The following is a 24,864-nucleotide window of genomic DNA, read 5'->3' as shown; positions in this document are numbered from 1 at the left end:
GCCGGAACCCGTCGGATCCGCCCCCGGGATGGGGAGGTGCGCGAGTGAGTGCCAGCGTGACGGAGCCGCGGACTGCCGCGGCCGCACCCGCGCGCGGCGGGGTCACGCCGCATCCGCGACCGAGCCCTGGCCGCTTCGGACCGTTCCGATTGCAACAGCTCGTCCTCCTCCAGCTGGCGGCCGCCGCGCTGCTCGTGGCCTGGGTGGTGGAACCGCTGCTGCTGGTGCCCGCCGGCGTCCTGGCGGCGGCCCTGGCGCTGCTCGCCCTCGTACGCCGCCACCAGCGTTCCCTGCCCGAATGGATCGGCGGCGCGCTCGCACTGCGCGCCCGGCGGCGCAGGGCCGCCTCCTTCACGGTGCCCGCCGGGACCGAGCCCGGGCTGGCGCCGCTGGTCGAGGCCGATCCGGCGCTGCGGACCTCGACCTTCGGCGACCGCGAGCGGCGCCCGGTGGGGCTGGTCGGCGACGGGACCTTCCTGACGGCCGTGGTGCAGGTGGACACGGACGCCACCGCACTGCGGCCCGACCGCACGGAGCGGCCGCTGCCGCTGTCCCTGATCCGGGACGTCCTCGACGTGGACGGGATCCGGCTGGAGTCGGCGCAGCTGGTCCAGCACACGCAGCCCGCGCCCGCTCCGCACCTGCCGGCCCGGTCGATGGCGACGCTCAACTACGCCCCGCTCCAGGCCCGCACGGGCACCCCGGCGGTCCGGCTGACGTGGATCGCGCTCAAGCTCGACCCGGAGCTGTGCCCCGAGGCGGTCGCCGCGCGCGGCGGCGGCCTGGCGGGGGCGCAGCGCTGCGTGGTGCGGGCGGCCGACCAGCTGGCGAGCCGGCTGACCGGGGCCGGGTTCCGGGCCACCGTGCTGACGGAGCAGGAGCTGACGGGCGCGCTGGCGACCTCCTCGTGCGCGAACCCGATGGCGATCACGCAGGCGGGCCGTTCGGCGAGTACCGGCCGGCGCACCGAGGAGACCCCGAGGACCTGGCGCTGCGACGACCGGCGCCACACCACGTACTGGATAGGCCGCTGGCCGCAGCTGGGCGGGGCCGGGGCGGCCCTGCCCCAGTTCGTGGCGCTGCTCACCTCGCTGCCGGCGCTGGCCACGAACTTCAGCCTCACGATGGCCCCGGCCGCGCGCCAGGGCGTGACGCTGACCGGACACGTACGGGTCACCGGGCGCAGCGACGAGGAGCTGGTGGCGGCCCGGCGGGAACTGGAACGGACGGCGCGGGGCGTGAAGACCGGGCTGGTACGGCTCGACCGGGAACAGGTGCCGGGGCTGCTGGCCTCGCTGCCGCTGGGAGGGGCGCGATGAGCGGCAGGATACGGGGCGGGGTGCGGGGCGGTTTCGGGCTGATCGGCCCCCGCCGGGAGCGGCACGTGGTCCCGGCGGCGGATCTGGACGCGCTGGCGCTGCCCGTCGGGGACGACGGGGTCGTCATCGGCGTGGACGCCGAGGGGCGGCCGGCGGTGCTCGGCGTCAACCGGCCGACCCCGTACGAGGTCACGCTGATCGGCGGCCTGTGGACGGCCCAGGTGCTGGCCCTGCGCACGGCCGCGACGGGGGCCCGGGTCGCGGTGGAGACCGGGCGGGCGTCCGTGTGGGCCGGGCTGGCCCGGGCGGCCGGCGGCGGGCAGCAGTGCGTGACCCTGCACGAGGTGGGCCGGGTCCCGCCGCAGGGCGCCTCGGCGGGCAGCCCGGTGCTGGTGGTCCGGGACTGCGGGATGCGGCCGCCGCGCGGACGGGTGGTGGCGGGGCCCTGGCAGTCGGTGCTGACCCTGCTGCCGTACCTGAGCCCGGCCGCGCCCCGGCTGCTGGCGAACTCGGCGCTGGCCGGGGTGCAGCGGGTGTCCCCGGACGAGGCGGAGCGGATCGGCGCGCTGATGCGGCTGCCGAGGGCTGCGGTGGAGTCGCTGCCGACCCTGGGGGACGGGGTGACGCTGTGGTGCACGCCGCGGGACCGGAAGTTCGTGATGACCCAGGGCACGGAAACGGAGACCGGGCTGCTGGGGGCGGCGCGGCGCATCGACTGAGGCACCGGTGCGCGGTGACGGTTGCTCAGGGCGGGAGCGGCCTGTAGGCAGGAGTACGGGGGCGCGACCTCGGGGGCTTTCGGTCGCCGGGCGCGATTAGGCTGAGCGCGGGCGCGGCGTCGAGTTGGGCGCCCGACCGGTGTTCGACAGACCAGGAGGACCAGTGAGCGGCGATCGGAACGAGAGGCGCGGCGGGACGTGGGACGTCCCGACGGACGATCAGTCCGACGCGGAGCCCGATGTGACGGGCGAGTTCACCATCGACTACACCCCGCCGGCCTGGTACACCCAGGGCTCGTCCGCGCCGGCCGCGCCGGTGGCGGGGGTGCCCGGGCTGCCGGAAGGCGGCGGCTTCGAACCGCACCGCCCGGCGGACGTGGTCTCGCCGCCGACGATGCGGATCGCTCCGGCGTCGCCGCGCCCGGCCGCGCCGTCCCCCTCCTCCGACGCCCCGTCCGCCGTCCCGGCGCAGGCGGGCGCCCCCGCGGCACCGGCGTCCGGGGGCCAGGAAGCCGGGGGCCCGGGCCAGGCGTCCGGAGCGGCGGCACCGTTCCCGGCTGCGGCCGGAGCGGCGGCTGCGGCCGGCGAGGCGGGGTCCGCGGCACCGGTGCCCGGCCAGCGGGAGGCGGGCGCCGGCGAGGCGTCCCAGGGGCCGGCGCCGCTCCCGGCGCTGCCCGCGAGCACCCCCGCGGCCTTCCCGGCGGCGCCCGCGCAGACCGGGCCGGCGGCCCCGTTCGCGGTGCCCGCCGTGGCCCCCATCGCCGCACCCGCCCCCTTCGCCGAGACCGAGGAAGCGTCCCCCGGCCCCGACGCCCCCGCGCAGGCCGGGCCGGCCGCCCCATTCCCGGTGCCCGCCGTGGCCCCCATCGCCGCACCCGCCCCCTTCGCCGAGACCGAGGGAACATCCCCCGGCCCCGACGCGCCCGCGCAGGCGGAGCCGGCCGCCCCGTTCCCGGTGCCCGCCGTGGCCCCCGCCGCCGAGGCCGAGGGAGCGTCCTCCGGCCCCGCCGGGCAGGACGAGCCGGCTCCCGCTCCGGTGGACGCCGTACCGCCGGCGTTCTCGGCGGCCGCCGAGGAGGCGCCGCCTGCCGCCACGCGGACGCCCACCCCGGCCGGGGGAACTCCGGTCGGGGGACCCGGGGGTGAACTGCCGCCGCTGCCGCCCGCGTTCGGCGCCCCGGGCGCACCCCAGGGCTACGGCTTCCCGCCGCCCGCCCAGGAGCCGCAGCAGCAGCCGCAGCCGGGGTACCCGGCACCGCAGCCCCCGCAGGGATACGGGTTCCCGCCCGCCCCGGAACCGCAGCAGGCCCAGACCCAGGCACCGCAGCCCCCGCAGGGCTACGGCTTCCCGCCCGCGCCCCCGCAGCAGCAGGCCCAGGCACCGCAGCCCCCTCAGGGCTACGCGTTCCCGCCTCAGCAGGCGCAGCAGCACGCACCGCAGGGCTACCCGCCCCCGCAGCCGCAGGCACCCGCGCAGGGGCCGTACCCGCAGCAGCCCCACCCCGGCCAGGGCCCCGGCGCCCCCCTCGGCTACACCGCCGCCGTGGAGCTGTCCTCCGACCGCCTCATCCGCGCCAAGCAGAAGCCGAAGCCCACCCGTTCCGGCTTCCGCTTCGGCGGCAAGGCGGCCGAGGCCGACCGCCAGCGCAAGCTGGAGCTCATCCGCACGCCGGTGATGTCCTGTTACCGGATCGCGGTCATCAGCCTCAAGGGTGGCGTCGGCAAGACCACGACCACCACCGCCCTCGGCGCCACCCTCGCCACCGAGCGCCAGGACAAGATCCTGGCCATCGACGCGAACCCCGACGCCGGCACCCTCGGCCGCCGCGTCCGCCGCGAGACCGGCGCGACGATCCGGGACCTGGTCCAGGCGATCCCGTACCTGCACTCGTACATGGACATCCGGCGGTTCACCTCGCAGGCCCCCTCCGGCCTGGAGATCATCGCCAACGACGTGGACCCGGCGGTCTCCACGACCTTCAACGACGAGGACTACCGCCGCGTCATAGAGACGCTCGGCCGCCAGTACCCGATCATCCTGACCGACTCGGGCACCGGGCTCCTGTACTCCGCCATGCGCGGGGTCCTGGACCTGGCCGACCAGCTGATCATCATCTCCACCCCGTCCGTGGACGGCGCGAGCAGCGCGAGCACCACGCTCGACTGGCTCTCCGCCCACGGCTACGCCGATCTCGTCTCGCGCTCGATCACCGTCATCTCCGGGGTGCGCGAGACCGCCAAGATGATCAAGGTCGAGGACATCGTGCAGCACTTCGAGACCCGCTGCCGCGGGGTCGTCGTGGTGCCGTTCGACGAGCACCTCGCGGCCGGTGCCGAGGTGGACCTCGACCTGATGCGGCCCAAGACCCGGGAGGCGTACTTCAACCTGTCCGCCCTGGTCGCCGAGGACTTCGTACGCGCCCAGCAGCAGGCCGCGCAGGTCCACTGGGGCGCGCCCCAGATGCCCCCGCAGCCGCAGCACCCCCAGCAGCCGCCGCAGGGACAGCCCCAGGGCCCGTACGGGCAGCAGCCCCAGGCCGCCCAGCCCCAGGCCGCCCAGCCGCCGTACGGGCAGCAGCCCTACCCGCAGCCGGGCCAGCCCTGGCAGCAGCCCCCGGCCCTCCAGCCGCCGCAGTACCCCGGCGAATCCCCGCGCGACCCGCGCCTCGGCTGACGGACTGACGGCCTGACGGGCCGGCACACGGCAGGCACGGGGAAGGGCCCGTACCGTCCCAGGACGGTACGGGCCCTTCCCCCGTCGAACGCGGCGGAGCGGCGCGGCGGTCAGCGCCGCGCGGCGTCGAAGGAGTCCGTGAGGACCCGCGCCCGCTTCACGTCGTCCGCGATGGCCTCCAGCAGCCCGTCGAGCGACTCGAACCTCGCCATCCCCCGCACGTACGCGAGGAAGTCGACGCACACCTGCTTCCCGTACAGGTCCAGGCCGACGCGGTCGATCGCGTACGCCTCCACGGTGCGCTCGGTGGCATCGAACTGCACGTTCGTACCGACCGAGATCGCCGCCGGCATCCGCTCGCCGTCGGCCGTCAGCCAGCCCGCGTAGACCCCGTCGGCCGGGATCGCGGTGTGCGGCGGCGTCTCGACGTTGGCCGTCGGGTAGCCGAGCTCGCGCCCGCGCTGCGCACCGCGCACCACGACGCCCTCGACCCGGTGCGGACGGCCCAGGATCTCGGCGGCGCCCTCCATGTCCCCCTCGGCGACCAGCCGGCGCGCCAGGGTCGAGGAGAACGGCACGCCGCCGCCCGCCTCGCCGCGCTCCACCAGGTCCACCACGTCCACCTCGTAGTCGTAGGTGGAGCCCAGCTCGCGCAGGAAGTCGACGTTCCCGGCGGCCCGGTGGCCGAAACGGAAGTTCGGGCCCTCGATGACGGCGCGCGCGTGCAGCTTGTCGACCAGCACCTTGACGATGAAGTCGGCCGGGGACAGCTGCGAGAACTCCGCCGTGAAGGGCAGGATCAGCAGCGCGTCGACGCCGAGACCGGCCATCAGTTCGGCACGGCGGTCGTAGGGGGCCAGGATCGGCGGGTGGCTGCCGGGCCGCACGACCTCGCTCGGGTGCGGGCTGAAGGTGACGACGACCGCCGGGACGCCCAGCTCGTGGGCCTTCGCCACGGCCCGGCCGATGATCAGCTGGTGTCCCCGGTGCACGCCGTCGTAGGAGCCGATGGTGACGACGCTGCGTCCCCAGTCCTGGGGGATGTCCTCCAAGCCACGCCAGCGCTGCACTGTGACCGCTCCTCGCCCGAACCCGTGTGGTCCCTGTACCGGATTGCCGATTGCAGGTCTAAGACTGCCATGCCGTCGGCCGGGGCCCCGCATCGGCTCTGGCCGGAATCGTTCCCCGCCTCACGTAATGTCCGGCGCGGCTCTACGAAGAGTCTCCACGGTACGCCGGGCGCCCGGCCCGAGCAGCGCCGCCGCCTCCGTCGCCGCGTCCGTCAGCCAGCGGGACACCAGCGCCCCGAACACCGGATCGGCCCGGGCCAGCTCCACCGTGCGGTGCTCGAACACCGCCGGGCCGCCCGGTGCCCGCAGCAGCTGCCGCCCGGTGCGCCGCAGCAGCTCGCGGGTACGGACCTCCGGGCGCCGGCCGCTCCCGGCCGCCAGCCCCGCCAGGAACGCGCCGAGCACCGCCGGATCGGCCTCCTCGCGCAGCAGGACGTCGGCCAGTTCGGCGCGCAGCGGGTACGAGGACTCCGCTCCGGGCGCGGCCAGTACGCCGGCCACCGCGGCCCGTACGGGCGGCGGGGCGGTCCGCAGCAGGCCCAGGACCAGCGGGCGCAGCACCGGCCCGGCCGCCGGCCCCTGGTCCAGGCGCCGGTCGACGAAGGCGGCGGCGTGCGGGGCGTCCTCGGGGTGGCGGGCGAGGTGGTCCCGTACGAGGTCGCCGGCGCGGCGGGCCAGGCCCGGGGTGGTGAGCGCGGCCAGGGCGCGGATCACCTCGCCGTCGCTCCGCTCCCGCAGCGCCTCGAACACGGCGTCCGGCTCGGGCAGTACGGGCAGCGCCGCGACCAGCGCGCGGGCGGGGAGCCGGGAGCCGCCGGCGGGGGCGCGGAAGCAGGCGAGGGCGTCGGGCAGGTAGCGGGCCCGGGCCTGGGGGTCGCGCAGCAGCACCGCGAGGGCGCTGCCGTGCAGGGCGGCGTCGCCGGGCCGGTCGAGGAGGGCCTCGGCGGCGCGGCGCAGCAGCTCCCGGTCGGCGGCGGCCCGCACGTGCGGGGCGGTGGCGAGACCGTACGCGGCGGCGGCCACCCGGCGCTCGGGCCGCTCGTCGCGGGCCCAGCGGTCGACTGCCCTGGACAGCGCGGACGGCTCGTCCTCCGCGAGGACGGCGAGCAGTTCGTCGGCTCGGGGGTGCGCGGCGCCGACGAGGGCCTCGGTGAGGTCGTCCGGCGCGAGGCCGCGGTGGGTGTGGAGCAGCGCCTGCGCCGCGGTGGCCACGGTGGCTCCGGGGCGGCCGCGCAGCCTGCGTTCGTCGGTGAACCAGGCGCAGAGCAGGGGCAACACCAGCTGCGGGGCGCGGGCCAGCCGGCGGGCGGCGGCCTCCAGGTAGCGGTGGTCGCAGGGCAGCAGTCGGCGCAGCAGGTCGAGGCGGTCGGACTCGGCCAGCCGGAGCCGGTTCCAGAACCAGCCGCCGAACTCGCCCGGGGCGGCCCGCGCCACGTGCTCGGCGAGGGAGCGCAGGACGGGCAGGTGGGGGGTGGCGTCGGGAGCGCCGAGCAGGACCCCGCGCACCAGCCGCGAGGCCCACCAGACCCGGTCGGCGTGCGCGCCGGCCGGGGCGGACTGGGGGGAAGCGCCCGGCGGGGCCCCTCGGGCCAAGGCGTTCAGGGTGGCCACCAGGGCGGCCAGGGTCTCGTGGAGTTCGGTGGCAGGCAGCCTGCGCAGGGCTTCCACGACGGGTCCGATGCGGTGCCGGGGTACGGGCGGGCCGGATGCGGCGGGGCCGCGGTGCACGAGGTCGTCGAGGGCGCCCGGTACGTCGAGGTGGCCGCCCTGGAGCCAGTCTGAGAGCTCCTCGTGCGCGAAGCGGTAGCCGGGGCCCGCCGGGACCAGCAGGCCCTCGGTGAGGACGGCGGAGGCCCAGCCGGTGCGCCAGGGGAACAGCTCCTCGAAGGCGGCCCGGTCCAGCTGGCCCTGCCCGGGGCCCAGGCACCGCCGGGCGGCCTCGTGCACCCGCCCGGCCACCCGCGCCGCCAGCCGCCGCACCCCGGGGCCGTGCACCGCGGCCCCGGGCCCGCGCCCGGCGCCGGCGGCCGCGATGCGGACGGCGATGCGCAGGGCCACCAGGTCCAGGTGCGCCGCGAAGACCTCGTCACGGCCCGGGCGGCCCTCCGTCACCTCGGCCGCGCGGATCCCCGCGAGCAGGCGCAGGGTGAGCGGGTGCCGCGCGTCGGCCTTGTGCACCGCGTCGTCCGGGATGCCCAGGCGGGCCCGGACGGTCCGCGCCTCCTCGGGGGTCAGGTCCCCGACGGGCAGCGCGGGCGGCATCCGCCGGGCGGCGCGGGCCGGGGTGTGCAGCAGCTCCGGCGGGTACAGGCCGCCGGCCCGCTCCCAGTACTCGGGCCGGGCGGCGACCACCAGCCGGGCCCCGGTGCGGCGCAGCCAGCCGGCGGTGGCCTCGGTCCACGGCTCCAGGCGGTGGGCGAGCTGCGGCGGCATCTCCTCGGGGGCGTCCAGCACCACCAGCAGCGCCCGTCCGGCGGCGTCCGCGAGCCGTGCCACGCGCTCACCGGTCCCGTCCGCCGCGTCCGCCACCCCCGACGGCGCACACCCGGGCGGGACGGCCCCCGTCCGGCCGGCACCCGCCGCGCCCCCGGGCCCCCCGACCGGTCCGGCGGCAGCACCCCCGACCCGCTCGGCACCAACGCCCCCGACCCGGCAGGCCCCAGAACCGCCGGCCCGGTCTCCCGGACCCGCCGCCCGACCGGCACCGGGATCCCCGGCCCGACGGGCAGCCCGGTCGGCGCCCGAGCCCGAAGCCCGCTCGGCGCCCGTGCCCGCGCCCGCGCCCGCGGTGATGATCCGGGCCGCCGCTGCCAGGGCCCGGGTCACGGCGTCGGCCAGGGAGGTGTCGCCGCCGCGCAGGTCGGCCCCGCGCAGCCAGAGCGTCGGCGCGGGGCGGGGTCCGCGCGCCCGGTCGGCGGCCAGGGCGGCGAGGGCGGTGGTGCGCCCGGTGCCGGGTTCCCCGATCAGCCCGAGCACGAGGCCCGCGCCCGCGGTGAAGTCGGCCAGGCCGGCGGCGAGCGCGGGGCGCGGTACGGGTTCCGGCACGGGCTCGGCGGCGGCGGCCGGGGGGAACGCGGAGCCGACGGTGGTGGCGGTCAGCTCCAGGGCTCCGGCCAGGTTGAGGTCGGCGCCGTATCCCGGCACCGTGGCGCAGTTGCGCTCCAGCAGCGCGGCGAGGGGGCCGTCGGGTGCTTGCGCGGCGGCCGCGCGCAGGGCCACGGCGAAGCTGCCGGAGCGGTGTTCCGCTGCGAGAGCAGGGCCCAGTACCGCGAGCACCGCTCCGGTCCCCGCGTCGAGGACCGGCCCCCCGCAGGCCTCGCCGCCGAGCCGCAGCGCGTCCCGGCCGTCCGTGCCGATGGCCAGCTCGACGGTGGCGGGCAGTGCGTGGAAGCAGCCGGTCGCGGTGTAGGCGACCTCCGCTCCCGCCCCGAGCACCCGCGCCTGTCGCCAGCCCCGCGCGGGCAGGCGTACGTACGTCCCCGGAGGGATCACCTCGCGCATCGCCACGGGCAGCGGCCGCACACCGAGTCCGTCGCTGCGTACGAGGGCCAGCCCGAGCTCCGGCAGGGCGGTCACGTCGTCGGCGCCGGCCAGCCAGGTGCGCTCCCCCGGTGCGCGCAGCACCACCCGCGCCAGTCCGTCGACGGCCTCGTGGCTGGTGACCACCGTGCCGCGGTCGTCGGCCACGAAGCCGCTCCCGCGCACCCGCCCGGCCACGTCCCGGATCACCACCAGTTCCGCACCGCCCGCCAAGGCACCGCCCGCGAAGGCACCGCCCGCCAAGGCGCCCCCAGCGAAGGCCCCGCCCCCGGAATCACCGCCCGCGAACGCACCGGAGCCGGCGCCCCTCGTCCCGCCCGTGACCTCGTCCGTCATCACCGCACCACTCCCCCGCCACGGGACCCGTGTGCACGACGGTAGGCAAGTGAAGATCAGCGCGAAAAGCACGGAGGCGAAAGCGCCCCCCAACGCTCCCCGCATTCACTCCGAGCGCCTGCTCGGACGGGTGAATCCGGGGCTCCGCGTGGATAAAGACCTATCCGAGGGGGGTCGTGGAGCGGTGAGCAGCAGTCCGTGTGCGCTCACCGCTCCACGTCAAAGGCAGGGCCCGCTCAGACGAAGACCGCGAGGGACTTCGCCTTGCCGCCCTTGCTCTCCACGAGCCCGAGCAGCTGCCCCTGGGGCCCGTACACGGCGACGGTCCGGCCGTCCCGGTACTCGTCGGGCATCTCGATCCGCACGCCGTTGGCGAGCAGCGAGGCCCGCCGGGCGTCCAGGTCCCACCGCGCGAAGGCGGCGGCGGCCGCCTCGCCGATCGGCATGACGGTCAGCTCCTCCTGGAGCTGGTCCAGCGTGCGCGCCTTGTCCAGCTTGTACGGGCCGACCCGGGTGCGCCGCAGCGCCGTGAGGTGGCCGCCCACGCCGAGGTCGGCGCCCAGGTCGCGGGCGAGGGCGCGGATGTACGTACCGCTGGAGCAGACGACGGAGACGACGAGGTCGACGACCTTGGTGCCGTCCTCGGCCTCGCCTTCGCGCATGTCGTACACCTGGAACGACGAGATGGTCACCGGCCGGGCCGGGATCTCGAAGTCCTCGCCGTCGCGGGCGCGCTTGTAGGAGCGCACCCCCTTGATCTTGATGGCGCTGACCTTGGACGGCACCTGCATGATCTCGCCGGTCAGCTTGGCGATCCCCGCGTCCACGGCGTCCCGGGTGACCCCGGAGGCGTCCGCGGAGGAGGTGATCTCGCCCTCGGCGTCGTCCGTCAGGGTGTTCTGGCCCAGGCGGATCGTGCCGACGTACTCCTTCTCGGTCAGCGCGAGGTGGCCGAGGAGCTTGGTGGCCTTCTCGACGCCGAGGACGAGGACGCCCGTCGCCATCGGGTCGAGGGTGCCGGCGTGGCCGACGCGGCGGGTCTTGGCGATCCCCCGCATCTTGGCGACCACGTCGTGCGAAGTGAAGCCGGACGGCTTGTCGACGATGACGAGCCCTCCCGCAGCCTCCGGCCGGGAGGGGCCCCCAGGAGTCTTCCCTGCGTTGCTGCTCATTCCGCGGCTGCGTCCTCGTCGTCCTCGTCCTCGCCCGGCTTCTTGTACGGGTCGGCCTCGCCGGCGTACTGCGCGCCAGAGGACACCTCCCGCACCTGGGCGTCGGAGGCCCGCGCCTTGTTGAGGAGGTCCTCGATGGTCTTGGCGTTCTCCGGGAGGGCGTCCGCGACGAAGGTCAGGGTGGGCGTGAACTTGGTTCCCGCCGCCCGGCCGACCGCGGAGCGCAGTACGCCCTTGGCGCTCTCCAGGCCCGCTGCCGCGCTGGCCCGGTCCTCGTCGTCGCCGTACACCGTGTAGAAGACCGTGGCCTCCCGCAGGTCGCCGGTGACCCTGGTGTCCGTGATGGTCACGTGCGTACCGAGGCGGGGGTCCTTGACGCCGCGCTGCAGCTTCTCGGCCACCACCTCCCGGATGAGGTCCGCCAGCTTCTTCGCCCGCGCATTGTCGGCCACTGGTCCGTCTCCTTCTTCCTTGCAGACAAGCAATCAGTCTTCATCACCGTGGTACCGCCGTCTCACGGACAGCAGCTCCACTTCCGGACGCGCCGCGACCAGCCGCTCACAGCGGTCGAGTACGTCCGACACGAACCCCGCGTCCCCGCTCACCAGGGCGACCCCTATACGGGCCCTGCGGTGCAGGTCCTGGTCGCCCACCTCGGCCGCGCTCACGGCGAACTTGCGCTGGAGCTCGGCGACGATGGGCCGGACGACGGAGCGTTTCTCCTTCAGCGAATGGACGTCGCCGAGGAGCAGATCGAAGGACAGAGTCCCCACGTACATGCAGTTCCGGATATCCCGCCGGTGCGGGTTCGGTGGCCTGCCGGCCGACGCTCGGCAGGGTCACCAGAACCGTACACGCAACGGCCGGGGCCGATCGACGGATATTCCGCCGACCGGCCCCGGTGCTACGACACGGTGTTACGACACGTGCGTTCCGCCGTGCGCTTACGCGCGGGGCTTCTCGCGCATCTCGTACGTCGCGATGACGTCGTCGATCTTGATGTCGTTGAAGGAGCCGAGGTTGATACCGCCCTCGAAGCCTTCGCGGATCTCGGTGACGTCGTCCTTGAAGCGGCGCAGACCGGAGATGGTGAGGTTCTCGGCGATGACCTTGCCATCGCGCAGGAGCCGCGCCTTGGTGTTGCGCTTGACCTCGCCCGAGCGGACCAGGACACCGGCGATGTTGCCCAGCTTGGACGAGCGGAAGATCTCGCGGATCTCCGCCGTACCGAGCTCGACCTCTTCGTACTCCGGCTTGAGCAGACCCTTCAGGGCCGCCTCGATCTCCTCGATGGCCTGGTAGATCACCGAGTAGTACCGGACGTCGACGCCCTCGCGGTCCGCCATCTGCGCGGCACGGCCGGCCGCACGGACGTTGTAACCGATGACGATGGCGTCGGAGCCCATCGCCAGCGAGATGTCGGACTCGGTGACCGCACCCACACCGCGGTGCAGGACGCGGATGTCGACCTCTTCACCGACGTCGAGCTGGAGCAGCGAGGACTCGAGAGCCTCGACCGCACCGGACGCGTCGCCCTTGATGATGAGGTTGAGTTCCTGGACCAGACCGGCCTTGAGGACCGAGTCGAGGTCTTCCAGGGACACCCGGCGGACGCGCTTGGCGAAGTTGGCGTTGCGCTCGCGCGCAGCACGCTTCTCGGCGATCTGACGGGCCGTACGGTCCTCGTCCACGACGAGGAAGTTGTCGCCGGCGCCGGGGACGTTGGTGAGACCCAGGACCAGGACGGGGGTCGACGGACCCGCTTCCTCGACGTTGTTGCCCTTGTCGTCGAGCATGGCGCGCACGCGGCCGTAGGCGTCGCCCACGACCATCGTGTCGCCGACGCGGAGGGTACCGCGCTGGACGAGGACGGTGGCGACGGCACCGCGGCCGCGGTCGAGGTGGGACTCGATCGCAATACCCTGAGCGTCCTGCTCCGGGTTGGCCCGCAGGTCGAGGGAGGCGTCGGCGGTGAGGACGACGGCCTCGAGCAGGGAGTCGATGTGCAGACCCTGCTTGGCGGAGATGTCGACGAACATCGTGTCGCCGCCGTACTCCTCGGCGACCAGACCGAACTCGGTGAGCTGACCGCGCACCTTGACCGGGTCGGCACCCTCGACGTCGATCTTGTTGACCGCGACGACGATCGGGACGCCGGCGGCCTTGGCGTGGTTGAGCGCCTCGATCGTCTGCGGCATGACGCCGTCGTTGGCCGCGACCACGAGGATCGCGATGTCGGTCGACTTGGCACCACGGGCACGCATGGCGGTGAACGCCTCGTGACCCGGGGTGTCGATGAAGGTGATCTTGCGCTCTTCACCGTTGACCTCGGTACCGACCTGGTACGCACCGATGTGCTGCGTGATGCCGCCGGCCTCGCCCGCGACGACGTTCGTCTTGCGGATGGCGTCGAGCAGTCGGGTCTTACCGTGGTCGACGTGACCCATGACGGTCACGACCGGCGGACGCGGCAGCAGGAACTCCTCGCCGCCCTCGTCCTCGCCGAACTCGATGTCGAAGCCCTCGAGGAGCTCGCGGTCCTCCTCCTCCGGGCTGACGATCTGAACGGTGTAGTTCATCTCGCCGGCGAGGAGCTGGAGGGTCTCGTCGGACACGGACTGGGTGGCCGTGACCATCTCGCCGAGGTTCATCATCACGGCGACGAGCGACGCCGGGTTGGCGTTGATCTTCTCCGCGAAGTCGGTGAGGGAGGCACCGCGCGACAGGCGCACGGTCTCGCCGCCACCGCGCGGCAGCATCACGCCGCCGACCGACGGGGCCTGCATGGCCTCGTACTCCTGGCGACGCTGGCGCTTGGACTTGCGGCCGCGACGCGCCGGACCGCCGGGACGGCCGAAGGCGCCCTGCGTGCCACCACGGGCACCGGGACCACCGGGACGCCCGCCGAAGCCGGGACGACCGCCGCCGCCGGCACCGGCCGGACCGCCGCCGAAGCCGCCGCCACCCGGACGCGGGCCGCCGAAGCCGCCACCGGCCGGACGCGAGCCCGGACCGGCCGGACGACCGGCGAAGCCGCCGCCGCCGGGACGACCGGCGCCACCGGGACGCGGGCCACCGGCACCGGGACCACGGCCACCGGGGCCGCCGCCGGGACGGGGACCGGGACCACCGGCAGCGGGACGCTGCGGCATCATGCCCGGGTTCGGACGGTTACCGCCGGGAGCACCGCCGGGACGCGGAGCGCCGCCCTGCGGACGCGGCATGCCGCCCGGGGTGGGACGGGCGCCGCCGGGACCCTGCGGGCGCGGGGCGCCGCCGGGGCCGGCCTGCGGACGCGGGGCACCCTGGCCGCCGGCGCCGGGGGCACCGGGACGCGGAGCGCCGGCCGGACGGGGCGCCTGCGGGCGCGCCATGCCGGTCGAGCCGCCGGAGGTGAAGGGGTTGTTGCCCGGACGGGGACCGGCCGGACGGGAGCCCTGCGGACGCGGGGCCTGTGCGCCGCCGGGCCGCGGGGCCTGGGCGCCGGGGGTGGCGCCGGCCGGACGCGGGGCGCCGGGACGGGCACCCTGACCCGGGCCGGCCGGGCGCTGCTGCGCCGGACGGGGGCCGGGGGCCGCGGCGGGACGCGCCGGGGCCGCCGGAGGCGCGGAGAACTCGGTCGCCACGGGAGCCGCCGGAGCGGGCTTCGGGGCGGGAGCCTTGGGACCGGGACGCGGGCCGGGAGCGGCCGGAGTCACCGGGGCGGGTGCCGCGGGAGCCTCGGCAGCGGCCGGCTTGGGGGCCGGTGCGCCGGGCTTGGGGGCGGCAGGACGTGCCGCGGCGGCCGGGGAGGGCGCCGCGGGCTTGGCGGGCGCGGCCTTGCGGGGCGCGCCGGGCTTCGCAGCGGACTTGCCGGCGTTGCCGCCGGGCCCCTGCAGTGCGTCAGTCAACTTGCGTACAACCGGCGCCTCGATCGTCGAGGACGCCGAACGGACGAATTCACCGAGTTCTTGGAGCTTGGCCATGACGACCTTGCTCTCTACCCCGAACTCCTTGGCGAGTTCGTATACCCGGACCTTAGCCACATCGCTCCTTTTAGGTCCGGGTTACGCCGGACCGTCGCTACTTCATGGGCGTACTCATCGCGTACTCATCGAGTGCTCATCGCAATCTCGACCTACTTCCAACTCGCGAGGTACCTGACCGCACGGGGTGTCCGTGCCGTACTTCTTTCTTACGGGGTCGCCTCGGCCGGTACGGCCAGGGCAGTGCGCAGTCCCTCCGTGTCGAGCGCTCCGGCGGACCTGAGGGCCCGGGGGAACGCCCGGCGGCGGACCGCCTGGTCGAGGCAGACCACGGCGGGGTGCACGTAGGCACCCCGGCCGGGCAGCGTACCGCGGTGATCCGGGACGCATGCGTCCCCGACCGCCACGATGCGCAGCAGATCGCTCTTGGCCGCTCGCTCCCGGCACCCCACACAGGTGCGTTCGGGGCATGCGCGGGCTTGCGTCCGGCCAGACACGCCTAAGTCTACCTCCCCGTACCGACCTCACCCCTTCAGGGGAAAAATCGAACGGATGTCGTTGTGGTCTCGTACGGCGCTCCGGCGTGCCGGAGTACCTGTCTACCGGCCGGAAACCCCCGGCCGGTACTGGTTTATTCCCGGTCGGGCGCCCGGCACACCGGTCCGTCAGGCGCGGGCGTCCGCGTCCTCGGGTGCCTCGGTGTCCGGCCGGATGTCGATGCGCCAGCCGGTGAGCCGGGCGGCGAGGCGGGCGTTCTGGCCCTCCTTGCCGATCGCCAGCGACAGCTGGTAGTCGGGCACGGTCACCCGCGCGGAGCGGGTGTCCCAGTCGACGACCTCGACCTTGCTCACCCGCGCGGGGGACAGGGCGTTCGCCACCATCTCCGCCGGATCGTCCGACCAGTCGACGATGTCGATCTTCTCGCCGTGCAGCTCGGCCATCACGTTGCGCACGCGGGCGCCCATCGGGCCGATGCAGGCGCCCTTCGGGTTGAGACCGGAGCGGGTGGACCGGACGGCGATCTTGGTGCGGTGGCCGGCCTCACGGGCGATCGCGGAGATCTCGACGCTTCCGTCGGCGATCTCCGGGACCTCCAGGGCGAACAGCTTCTTCACCAGGTTGGGGTGGGTCCGCGACAGGGTCACGGACGGACCGCGGACACCCTTCGCCACCCGGACGACGTACGTCTTCAGGCGGAGCCCGTGCGTGTACTCCTCGCCGGGGACCTGCTCCTGCACCGGCAGGATGGCCTCCAGCTTGCCGATGTCGACGAGGACGTTCTTGGGGTCCTTGCCCTGCTGGACGACGCCGGTGATGACATCGCCCTCGCGGCCGGCGAACTCGCCGAAGGTCAGGTCGTCCTCGGCGTCGCGCAGACGCTGGAGGATCACCTGCTTGGCGGTCGTCGCGGCGATCCGTCCGAAGTCCGACGGCGTGTCGTCGAACTCCTTGGGCTCCTGCCCCTCCTCGAGGTCCCTCGGGTCCTCCGTCGCCCACACGACCACGTGACCGTTGGTACGGTCGAGCTCGACGCGGGCGCGCCGGAAGCTGCCCTCCGTGCGGTGGTACGCGATGAGGAGGGCCGACTCGATCGCCTCGACGAGCAGGTCGAAGGAGATCTCCTTCTCCCGGACCAGACCCCGCAGGGCACTCATGTCGATGTCCACGGCTACGCCTCCTCTTCCTTCTTGTCCTTGCGGCTGAACTCGATCTCGACCCGCGCCTTGGCGATGTCGGTGAAAGCAATACGACGGGCGGTCGCCTTGCGGCCCTTCACACCCGGAACTTCGAGGTCCATGCCCTCGTCGTCGACGCCGAGGATGCGGGCGACCAGTTCGCCGGCATCCTTTCCACCTTCGGCGGACAGCTGGAACTTCACGAGGCGGCCGATCGCCCGAACGTAGTGACGGTGCTCGCTGAGCGGGCGGTCCGCGCCGGGGGAGCTGACTTCGAGGTTGTACTCGTCCTCGCCCATCGCGTCGGACTCGTCGAGCCGGTCGGAGATCTCACGGCTCAGCTCGGCGCACTCGTCCAGGTCGACACCCTCATCGGAATCCACGATGATGCGCAGCATCCGCCGCTTGCCCGCCTTGGAAAGCTCGATGTCCTCGAGGTCCAGGCCCTTGGCGGCGACGAGCGGCTCCAGCAGTCCGCGCAGCCTGTCGCTCTGGGTCGTGCTCATCCGGGTGACTCCTCGGCCGCGTGTGCTGTTGTGGTTTTCCGTCGTGTCAGGTCAAAGGGTATCCGGTCGCGGAGGGTGTTGCCGTCCGCGCTCCGGACGGGACCCCCGGGTACCGTGATCACACCCTGCCCCGTCATCACCCCCGAGGACGCCGCCGTGCCCTGGACCACGCCCTTGAGGCCCTCGCCCTCACGAAGGAGCCTGCTCGTCGGAACCGCCGGTGCGGCCGGGGCCGTACTGCTCACCGGGTGCACCGGTGGCGGCGACGCCCCCGGCGCCGGCAGCGGGATTCCCCTCGAACGGCGGATGCGGGAAGGCGCCGTTCGTGACAGCGAGCGACTGCTGGAACGTTACGACACCACCGCGGCCGCCCATCCGGCCCTCGCCGGGCGCCTCGCACCGCTGCGCGCCGCCGTCGCCGAGCACACCGCGGCCCTGGCCTTCGCGGACCCCGCCGCCCGCGAGCCGTCCTCGAGGACTGCGCCGCCCTCCCCGGCCGCCCCGGGGGCCGCGGCGCCCGCGCCCGGCCCGCCGGCCGCGAGCCGCGAGGCCGTACCGCCGCAGCCCGCCGAGGCACTGAGCGCGCTCGCGGACGCGGAGCGGAGCCTGTCGGAGGCCCGGACCATCGCCCTGGCCGCCGCCCCGGGGGAACTCGCCCGGCTGCTGGCCTCGGTGGCGGCCTGCGGGGCCGTCCACGCCTACCTGCTGACCTCGACCCCGGGAGCCGCCTCGTGAAGCCCTCGCCCTCCCCCGCCGGCGGCGCCCTGCGGGCCGCCCAGGCCGCGCTGGCCGCCGAGCACGCGGCGGCGTACGGGTACGGGGTGATCGGCGCGCGCGTCGCACCCGCCCGGGCGGCGGAGGCACGGGAGGCGTACGGCGGCCACCTGGCCCGCCGCGACCGGCTGACCCGGACCGTGCGGGAGCTGGGCGGCGCGCCGCAGGCCGCGGAGGCGGCGTACGCGCTGCCCTTCGAGCTGCGCACCCCCGACGACACCGAGCGGCTGGCCGCCGAGATCGAGGACCGGGTGGCGGGCGCGTACTCCGACCTGGTGCGGTCGGCGGACGGCCAGTTGCGCCGCGAGGCGGCTGACGCGCTGAGCGCCGCAGCCGTGCGCGCGGCACGGTGGCGCGGTACCGGCGTAGCCTTCCCTGGGCTCACGGAACGCTCGGAGCAGGCCCGTACCAGCTGAAAGGGACCACGCACGCATGGCTTTCGAACCGCCGCAGCGGCTCGTACGGGCACTCGGCGAACTGCCGCCGGCCGAGCGGGACACGGAGTGGCTGGGGCGTCTGCCCGAGCTCGCCGAGGAGGCTCTGAAGCGGCGGGACGTCGCGGCCCAGCGGGTCCAGGCCCCGGGCGGGCGCAGCAGTCTGCTGCTGCTCGTCCGCTACCCCGACGGCACCCCGGCCGCCCTGAAGCTGGCGCCGCCGACGGCCCGGCCCGACCGGGAGCTGGCCGCGCTCGCCCACTGGGGCGGTTTCGGAGCCGTACGGGTCCTGGACACGCGCCACCACGAGGAGGACGGCGCGCTGCTGCTGGAACGGCTGCACCCGGACGTGTCGCTGCGTTCGCTGCCGGAGGCCAAGGCCCTGCTGGAGGCCTGCGGCACGCTGCGCCGGCTGTGGGTGCGGCCGGCCGAGGGGCACCCGTTCGAGACGGTGGCCGAGCGCACGGCCGCCCAGTGCGAGGCGCTGCGGTCGGCGCCGCCGGAGGCGCGGGCGCTCGCGGACACGGCGGTGGCGCTGCGGGAGGAGCTGACCGGCCCGCCCGGCGAGGAGCTGCTGCTGCACGGGAACTTCCGGCAGGGCAAGGTGCTGGCGGGCGAGCGGGCGCCGTGGCTGACCGTGGGGCCCGACCCGCTGGTGGGCGAGCGGGCCTACGACCTGGCCCGGCTGGTGCGGGACCGGCTCGAGGACCAGGTGGCCGCCTCGGCGGGGGCGTCCGGGGCGCGGCGGCGGGTGAACAAGCTCGCCGACTCCCTGGAGGTGGACCGGGACCGGCTGCGGGGCTGGACGGTCTTCCGGGCGGTGGAGTCGGGCTGCCGGGCGCTGGCGGCGGGACGCCGGCGGGACGCGGAGCTGCTGCTGGAGTTCGCGGCCTGGTTGTAGGGCGGGCCGGCGGGCATACCGTGAATAGGTAGGTATGTCCGGCAGGGGGCCGTCATGGTCGAGGAACTGCTGACAGCGGGAATCGCCGCCGCCACGGGCGTCGCGGTGTACCTGGGCGCGGCCGCCCGGGTGGTGAAGCAGTACGAGCGGGGCGTGGTCTTCCGCCTCGGCCGGCTGCGGGAAGGGGTGCGGCCGCCCGGGTTCACCGTGATCGTTCCGGTCGTGGACCGGTTGCGGAAGGTGAACCTCCAGATCGTGACGCTGCCGGTGCCGGCACAGGAGGGCATCACGCGGGACAACGTCACGGTGCGGGTGGACGCGGTGGTCTACTTCAAGGTGGTCGACCCGGCGAGCGCGATCGTCGCGGTCGAGGACTACCGGTTCGCGGTCTCCCAGATGGCGCAGACCTCGCTGCGGTCGATCATCGGCAAGAGCGACCTGGACGACCTGCTGTCGAACCGCGAGAAGCTCAACCAGGGGCTGGAGCTGATGATCGACAGCCCGGCGATGGGCTGGGGCGTGCAGATCGACCGGGTGGAGATCAAGGACGTGTCGCTGCCCGAGACGATGAAGCGCTCGATGGCACGGCAGGCGGAGGCGGACCGGGAGCGGCGCGCGCGGGTGATCAACGCGGACGCGGAGCTCCAGGCCTCGCACAAGCTGGCGGAAGCCGCGGCGGTGATGTCGGACCAGCCGGCGGCGCTCCAGCTGCGGCTGCTGCAGACGGTGATCGCGGTGGCGGCGGAGAAGAACTCGACGCTGGTGCTGCCGTTCCCGGTGGAACTGCTGCGCTTCCTGGAGCGCGCGGCCCCCGTCCCTCCGGCGGCCCAGGACCCGGCCGAAGCCGCCCCGGCCACTCCCCCGGCCCAGAGCCCCGCCGAGGCCACCCCTGTCGCTCCCCCGGCCCAGAGCCCCGCGGAGGCCGCCATCGCCCCGCCCCGGGCCACGACCCCCGGGCCGCCGGCGACGCCTTCCTGACGCGCCGTGTCGGCCGACGGGGGCTGCCGCTGCGCGGGGCCGCCCCCGCACGGGCGCGCTGCGCGCCCGTCGCCTCACGCGCCGGCTGAACCGGAGAACGGGGTCCGGGGGCGGAGCCCCCGGGGAACGGGCGAAGGGCGGGGAGGGGCCCGCCCGCGCAGCGGCAGCCGCCACCACGGCTACGCCAGCCGGGCGAGGGCCTCCTGGAGGGGGAGTTCCTCGCGGGTGCCCGCGGCGCGGTCCTGGAGCTCGACCACGCCCTCGGCGGAGCGCCTCCCCGCCACCAGGATCCACGGCACGCCGATCAGCTCCGCGTCGGTGAGCTTGACCCCCGGCGACAGCCCGGCGCGGTCGTCCAGCAGCACCCGCCGCCCGGCCGCGGCCAGGGCGGCCGCCGCCTCCTCCGCCAGCGCGAGCGGCCCGGCCTTGCCCGCCGCCACCACGTGGACGTCGGCCGGCGCCACCGACGCGGGCCAGCGCAGGCCCCGCTCGTCGGCCGTCTGCTCGGCCAGCGCCGCCACCGCCCGGGAGACGCCGATGCCGTACGAGCCCATGGTGACCCGGACCGGCTTGCCCTCCTTGCCGAGCACGTCCAGCCCGAACGCGTCGGCGTACTTGCGGCCCAGCTGGAAGATGTGCCCGATCTCGATGGCCCGGTCCAGCTTCAGCCCCGCACCGCAGGACGGGCAGGGGTCGCCCGGCTCGACGACGACCACGTCCAGGTAGCGGTCCACCTCGAAGTCCCGGCCGCACACCACGTTGCGGGCGTGGGTGTCGGGCTTGTTGGCCCCCGTCACCCAGGCGGTTCCGGGTGCGACGCGGGGGTCGGCGAGGTAGCGGACCTTGTCCAGGCCCTGCGGGCCCACGTAGCCGCGTACGAGGTCCGGCCGGTCCGCGAAGTCCTCGGCCGTCACCAGCTCCACCACGGCCGGGGCCAGGTGCTCGCCGAGCTTGCCGAGGTCCACCTCCCGGTCCCCGGGCACGCCGACGGCGGTGATCTCGCCGTCCACCTTGACCAGGAGGTTCTTCAGGGTCGCGGACGCCGGCACGCCGAGGCGCGCGGCCAGGGTCTCGATCGTGGGGGTGTCCGGGGTGGGGATCTCCTCCAGCGGCCCGTGGCCGGGCGCCTCCACCGGGGCCGGCGCGAAGGTCACCGCCTCGGTGTTCGCCGCGTAGTCGCAGGAGGGGCAGTCCACGAAGGTGTCCTCACCGGCCGCGGCCGGGGCGAGGAACTCCTCCGACGCCGAGCCGCCCATCGCGCCGGACACGGCGGACACGATGCGGTGGTCCAGGCCGAGCCGCTGGAAGATCCGTACGTAGGCCTCGCGGTGGAGCCGGTAGGACTCCTCCAGCCCCTCCTGCGACACGTCGAAGGAGTAGGAGTCCTTCATCTGGAACTCGCGGCCGCGCAGCACCCCGGACCGGGGCCGGGCCTCGTCGCGGTACTTCGTCTGGATCTGGTACAGCATGACCGGCAGGTCCTTGTAGGACGTGCACTGGTCCTTCACCACGAGGGTGAAGATCTCCTCGTGGGTGGGGCCGAGCAGGTAGTCGGCGCCCTTGCGGTCCTTCAGCCGGAACAGCAGGTCGCCGTACTCCGACCAGCGGCCGCTGACCTCGTACGGCTCCTTCGGCAGCAGCGCCGGCAGCAGCACCTCCTGGGCGCCGATCGCGTCCATCTCCTCGCGGACGATGCGCGAGACGTTGTCCAGGACCTTCTTGCCGAGCGGCAGCCAGGTCCACACCCCGGCGGAGCTGCGCCGGACGTAGCCGGCCCGGACGAGGAGGCGGTGGCTCAGGGTCTCCGCGTCGGCCGGGTCCTCGCGGAGGGTCTTGGCCATGAGGCGGGACATGCGCTGCACGTGTTGCGTAGACATGACGGGAGGCTACCGGGGGGCGTACGGGCAGCGGAAACCGTTTCAGGGCGTGTGCGGGGGCCTGAGCAGCGGCAGCGGGGCTCCCATGACCGCGTACGGCAGGCTCGCGCTCGGGAAGTGCACCTTGCGGGCCAGGTCCCGGTAGCCGAGGGCGGCGTAGAGCCCGCGGGCCGGGCTGTCGGTGTCGATGGCGGAGAGGATCGAGCGGGGCTCGGCGGCGCCGTCGGTGATCCGGGTGATGAGGGCGCGGCCGACGCCGCGGCCCTGGAAGCCGGGGTGGACGTGCAGCTCGGTGATGACGAAGGAGCCGTCGAGCCAGTGCTCGGTGCCGCCGGCCCGCAGGTAGGGCTCGACGATGGTGGACCACCAGTGGCCGCGGTCGTTGGGCATGCCGTACACGAAGCCGGCCAGGGCCCCGTCGGCGGTGAACGCGCCGAGCGCCCGGGCGCCCGGGCAGGTCATGTGGCGCTGGACGATGTAGCGCCGGATGCCGACCTCCTCCTCGCTGAGGCCGAAGGCGACGGCCTGGACGCGCAGGGCTTCGTCCACCCGGCCGGCGAGGTCGAGGTGCCCGATGCGGAGGCCGGCGGGCCGTGCGGGGTCGTCGCCCGGGGAAGGAGGCAGCATGCGGCGACCTTACTTCGGGGTAGGGGCGCTCCGGTACGGCTTCCGGTACGAAACCGGCCGCCCCCGGCCGTACGCCGCGGCAGGGCCCGTACGCACGTCAGAACAGGACGCTCATGAACGCGCCGACCTCGCGGAAGCCGACCCTGCGGTAGGCGGCGCGGGCGGCGGTGTTGAAGTCGTTGACGTAGAGGCTGACCACGGGGGCCACGTCGCGCAGGGCGTGCTCCACGACGGCGGCCATACCGGTCTCGGAGTGCCCGCGGCCGCGGAACTCCGGCGCCACCCACACGCCCTGGATCTGGCAGGCGGCGGCGGTGGCGGCTCCGATCTCGGCCTTGAAGACGACCTTGCCGTTCTCGACGCGGGCGAAGGAGCGGCCGCTGCCGACGAGCTCGGCGACCCGGGCCTGGTAGAGCAGGCCGCCGTCCCCGGCCATGGGCGAGATGCCGACCTCCTCGGTGAACATGGCCACGCAGGCGGGCATGATCAGGTCCATCTCGTCCTTGCGGATCCGGCGGACCAGCGGGTCGGGGGCGATCTCGGCGGAGGGCTGCTCGGTGACCATGAGCGGCTGGCGGGCGCGAACGTCGCGGGCCGGTCCCCAGCTGGGCTCCAGGAGCTGCCACAGCAGCCGGGTGGCCTCGGCGGGGCCGACGATGGAGGAGCAGCGGCGGCCGGTGCGCCGGGCGCGGTCGGCGAAGGCGCGTACGGCGTCGGGGCCGGCGCAGACGGGGACCAGGTTGGCTCCCGCGTAGCACAGGGAGCGGAGCTCGCCGCCGGCGTACCAGCCCCACATCTCTCCGCCCAGGCGCCACGGATCGAGTCCGGCGACCTGGACCCGGGAGGTGACGAAGGCGTTCTCGACCGGCTCACGTCCGAGGATGTCGAGCGCGGCGTCGAGATCACTGGGCTCAAGGACCCTGGTCGTGGTCTGCGTCAACACCGGTGCCTCACCATGCAAGTCTGCTGATCTCCGCACTGTACCCGCCGCGACCTGCGCACGCCCGGTCCCCCAGGTCACGAAAGAGGACCGGCCCCGCCCGCGAGCTGCGGGAACGGGGCCGGGAAGGCGTCGGCGGGGGCCGGGAGGCCGGGGTCAGACGCCGATGGCGACGCTGGGCTCGCCGGAGGCGACGCCGTCCTTCTCCATCTGCTCGGCGATCTTCAGCGCCTCGTCGATGAGGGTCTCCACGATCTTGGACTCGGGGACGGTCTTGATGACCTCGCCCTTGACGAAGATCTGGCCCTTGCCGTTGCCGGAGGCGACGCCGAGGTCGGCCTCGCGCGCCTCGCCGGGGCCGTTGACGACGCAGCCCATGACGGCGACGCGCAGCGGGACGGTCATGCCCTCCAGGCCGGCCGTGACCTCCTCGGCCAGCTTGTAGACGTCGACCTGGGCGCGGCCGCAGGAGGGGCAGGAGACGATCTCGAGGCGGCGCGGCTTGAGGTTCAGCGACTCCAGGATCTGGTTGCCGACCTTGACCTCCTCGACCGGCGGCGCGGAGAGGGAGACGCGGATGGTGTCGCCGATGCCCTCGGAGAGCAGCGCGCCGAAGGCGACGGCGGACTTGATGGTGCCCTGGAAGGCGGGGCCGGCCTCGGTCACGCCGAGGTGCAGCGGGTAGTCGCACTGGGCGGCGAGCTGGCGGTAGGCGTTGACCATGACGACCGGGTCGTTGTGCTTGACCGAGATCTTGATGTCGCCGAAGCCGTGCTCCTCGAAGAGGGAGGCCTCCCACAGCGCGGACTCGACGAGCGCCTCGGGGGTGGCCTTGCCGTACTTCTTCAGCAGCCGTGCGTCGAGGGAGCCCGCGTTGACGCCGATGCGGATCGGGGTGCCCGCGTCCTTGGCGGCGTGGGCGATCTCCTTGACCTTGTCGTCGAACTGCTTGATGTTGCCCGGGTTGACGCGGACGGCGGCGCAGCCGGCGTCGATCGCGGCGAAGACGTACTTGGGCTGGAAGTGGATGTCGGCGATGACCGGGATCTGCGACTTCTTCGCGATGACGGCGAGCGCGTCGGCGTCGTCCTGCGTCGGGCAGGCGACGCGGACGATCTGGCAGCCGGAGGCGGTCAGCTCGGCGATCTGCTGGAGGGTGGCGCCGATGTCGGAGGTGCGGGTCGTCGTCATCGACTGCACCGAGATCGGCGCGTCGCCGCCGACGGCCACGGAACCGACCTGGATCTTGCGGCTGACCCTGCGGTCGGCAAGCTTCGTCGGCACGGACGGCATTCCGAGAGAGATGGCAGTCATCTGCTGTGCTACCCCAAGGTGTGGATCGAGGTCCCGAGATCG

At 74.7% G+C, this 24,864-nt stretch carries 20 protein-coding genes; 7 read left to right on the top strand and 13 right to left on the bottom strand.

Annotated elements, in window-relative coordinates:
* Positions 1-44: 44 nt before the first annotated feature.
* The 3 genes from eccE (at position 45) to ACZ501_RS32640 (ending at position 4,712) form a co-directional block, all read left to right on the top strand.
* Positions 45-1,319 carry a type VII secretion protein EccE gene (gene eccE / locus ACZ501_RS32650; protein ID WP_361608771.1) on the top strand — a complete coding sequence of 425 codons (1,275 nt, stop codon included), beginning with the start codon at positions 45-47 and terminating at the stop codon, positions 1,317-1,319.
* Positions 1,316-2,038, top strand: a complete 723-nt coding sequence (locus tag ACZ501_RS32645) for a hypothetical protein (protein WP_361608773.1) — start codon at positions 1,316-1,318, stop codon at positions 2,036-2,038. The genes eccE and ACZ501_RS32645 overlap by 4 nt, the downstream gene beginning before the upstream one ends.
* 163 nt (positions 2,039-2,201) lie before the next feature.
* Positions 2,202-4,712 carry an SCO5717 family growth-regulating ATPase gene (locus ACZ501_RS32640; RefSeq protein WP_468800222.1) on the top strand — a complete coding sequence of 837 codons (2,511 nt, stop codon included), beginning with the start codon at positions 2,202-2,204 and terminating at the stop codon, positions 4,710-4,712.
* 110 nt (positions 4,713-4,822) lie between these two features.
* On the opposite strand, the gene ACZ501_RS32635 is transcribed toward ACZ501_RS32640, so the two are convergent.
* From ACZ501_RS32635 to rimP, 9 genes are all read right to left on the bottom strand, one after another.
* Complete coding sequence (locus ACZ501_RS32635; protein ID WP_361608777.1) at positions 4,823-5,782, bottom strand: bifunctional riboflavin kinase/FAD synthetase; 960 nt, start codon at positions 5,780-5,782, stop codon at positions 4,823-4,825.
* Positions 5,783-5,902: 120 nt separating this feature from the next.
* Positions 5,903-9,658, bottom strand: coding sequence for a serine protease (locus ACZ501_RS32630; protein WP_468800220.1), 3,756 nt, complete (start codon positions 9,656-9,658; stop codon positions 5,903-5,905).
* Between the two features lie 236 nt (positions 9,659-9,894).
* On the bottom strand, positions 9,895-10,830 hold the full coding sequence (gene truB, locus ACZ501_RS32625; RefSeq protein ID WP_361610448.1) for a tRNA pseudouridine(55) synthase TruB: 936 nt from the start codon (positions 10,828-10,830) through the stop codon (positions 9,895-9,897).
* The gene (gene rbfA, locus ACZ501_RS32620) at positions 10,827-11,282 is read right to left on the bottom strand and encodes a 30S ribosome-binding factor RbfA (protein WP_361610450.1); all 456 of its coding nucleotides are present in this window, start codon (positions 11,280-11,282) and stop codon (positions 10,827-10,829) included. Before rbfA ends, truB begins: the two co-directional genes overlap by 4 nt.
* Positions 11,283-11,315: 33 nt before the next feature.
* The gene (locus ACZ501_RS32615; RefSeq protein WP_361610452.1) at positions 11,316-11,609 is read right to left on the bottom strand and encodes a DUF503 domain-containing protein; all 294 of its coding nucleotides are present in this window, start codon (positions 11,607-11,609) and stop codon (positions 11,316-11,318) included.
* Positions 11,610-11,774: 165 nt separating this feature from the next.
* Entirely contained in the window at positions 11,775-14,855 is a 3,081-nt protein-coding gene (gene infB, locus ACZ501_RS32610) for a translation initiation factor IF-2 (protein WP_468800218.1), read from the bottom strand.
* Positions 14,856-15,004: 149 nt separating this feature from the next.
* Positions 15,005-15,292, bottom strand: a complete 288-nt coding sequence (locus ACZ501_RS32605) for a YlxR family protein (protein WP_361597846.1) — start codon at positions 15,290-15,292, stop codon at positions 15,005-15,007.
* Positions 15,293-15,460: 168 nt separating this feature from the next.
* On the bottom strand, positions 15,461-16,462 hold the full coding sequence (gene nusA / locus ACZ501_RS32600) for a transcription termination factor NusA (protein WP_361597849.1): 1,002 nt from the start codon (positions 16,460-16,462) through the stop codon (positions 15,461-15,463).
* Between the two features lie 2 nt (positions 16,463-16,464).
* On the bottom strand, positions 16,465-16,977 hold the full coding sequence (rimP, locus tag ACZ501_RS32595; protein WP_361597852.1) for a ribosome maturation factor RimP: 513 nt from the start codon (positions 16,975-16,977) through the stop codon (positions 16,465-16,467).
* 114 nt (positions 16,978-17,091) lie between these two features.
* On the opposite strand from rimP, the gene ACZ501_RS32590 reads away from it, so the two are divergent.
* From ACZ501_RS32590 to ACZ501_RS32575, 4 genes are read left to right on the top strand one after another with little or no spacing between them, the layout of a single operon-like run.
* Positions 17,092-17,712, top strand: coding sequence for a hypothetical protein (locus ACZ501_RS32590; protein WP_361597855.1), 621 nt, complete (start codon positions 17,092-17,094; stop codon positions 17,710-17,712).
* Positions 17,709-18,167 carry a DUF4439 domain-containing protein gene (locus tag ACZ501_RS32585; RefSeq protein ID WP_361597858.1) on the top strand — a complete coding sequence of 153 codons (459 nt, stop codon included), beginning with the start codon at positions 17,709-17,711 and terminating at the stop codon, positions 18,165-18,167. Before ACZ501_RS32590 ends, ACZ501_RS32585 begins: the two co-directional genes overlap by 4 nt.
* Before the next feature lie 16 nt (positions 18,168-18,183).
* Positions 18,184-19,086: an aminoglycoside phosphotransferase family protein gene (locus ACZ501_RS32580; protein WP_361597861.1), complete on the top strand. Its 903-nt coding sequence runs from the start codon at positions 18,184-18,186 to the stop codon at positions 19,084-19,086.
* 54 nt (positions 19,087-19,140) lie between these two features.
* The gene (locus tag ACZ501_RS32575; protein WP_468800216.1) at positions 19,141-20,064 is read left to right on the top strand and encodes a slipin family protein; all 924 of its coding nucleotides are present in this window, start codon (positions 19,141-19,143) and stop codon (positions 20,062-20,064) included.
* 179 nt (positions 20,065-20,243) lie between these two features.
* Here the strand turns inward: ACZ501_RS32575 and ACZ501_RS32570 are convergent, their stop codons facing one another.
* The 4 genes from ACZ501_RS32570 to ispG form a co-directional block, all read right to left on the bottom strand.
* Positions 20,244-21,941 (bottom strand): proline--tRNA ligase, encoded by a 1,698-nt coding sequence (locus tag ACZ501_RS32570; protein ID WP_468800214.1) that lies wholly within the window; start codon positions 21,939-21,941, stop codon positions 20,244-20,246.
* Between the two features lie 42 nt (positions 21,942-21,983).
* Positions 21,984-22,568: a GNAT family N-acetyltransferase gene (locus ACZ501_RS32565; RefSeq protein ID WP_361597871.1), complete on the bottom strand. Its 585-nt coding sequence runs from the start codon at positions 22,566-22,568 to the stop codon at positions 21,984-21,986.
* A gap of 97 nt (positions 22,569-22,665) precedes the next feature.
* The gene (locus ACZ501_RS32560; protein WP_362459760.1) at positions 22,666-23,511 is read right to left on the bottom strand and encodes a GNAT family N-acetyltransferase; all 846 of its coding nucleotides are present in this window, start codon (positions 23,509-23,511) and stop codon (positions 22,666-22,668) included.
* Between the two features lie 153 nt (positions 23,512-23,664).
* Entirely contained in the window at positions 23,665-24,822 is a 1,158-nt protein-coding gene (ispG, locus tag ACZ501_RS32555) for a flavodoxin-dependent (E)-4-hydroxy-3-methylbut-2-enyl-diphosphate synthase (RefSeq protein WP_361597877.1), read from the bottom strand.
* Positions 24,823-24,864 lie beyond the last annotated feature (42 nt).

The sequence above is a fragment of the Streptomyces sp. NPDC034085 genome (genome assembly GCF_055575555.1).
Note: the sequence above shows the minus strand (reverse complement) of the source record. Positions and strands in the feature narration are given on the sequence as shown.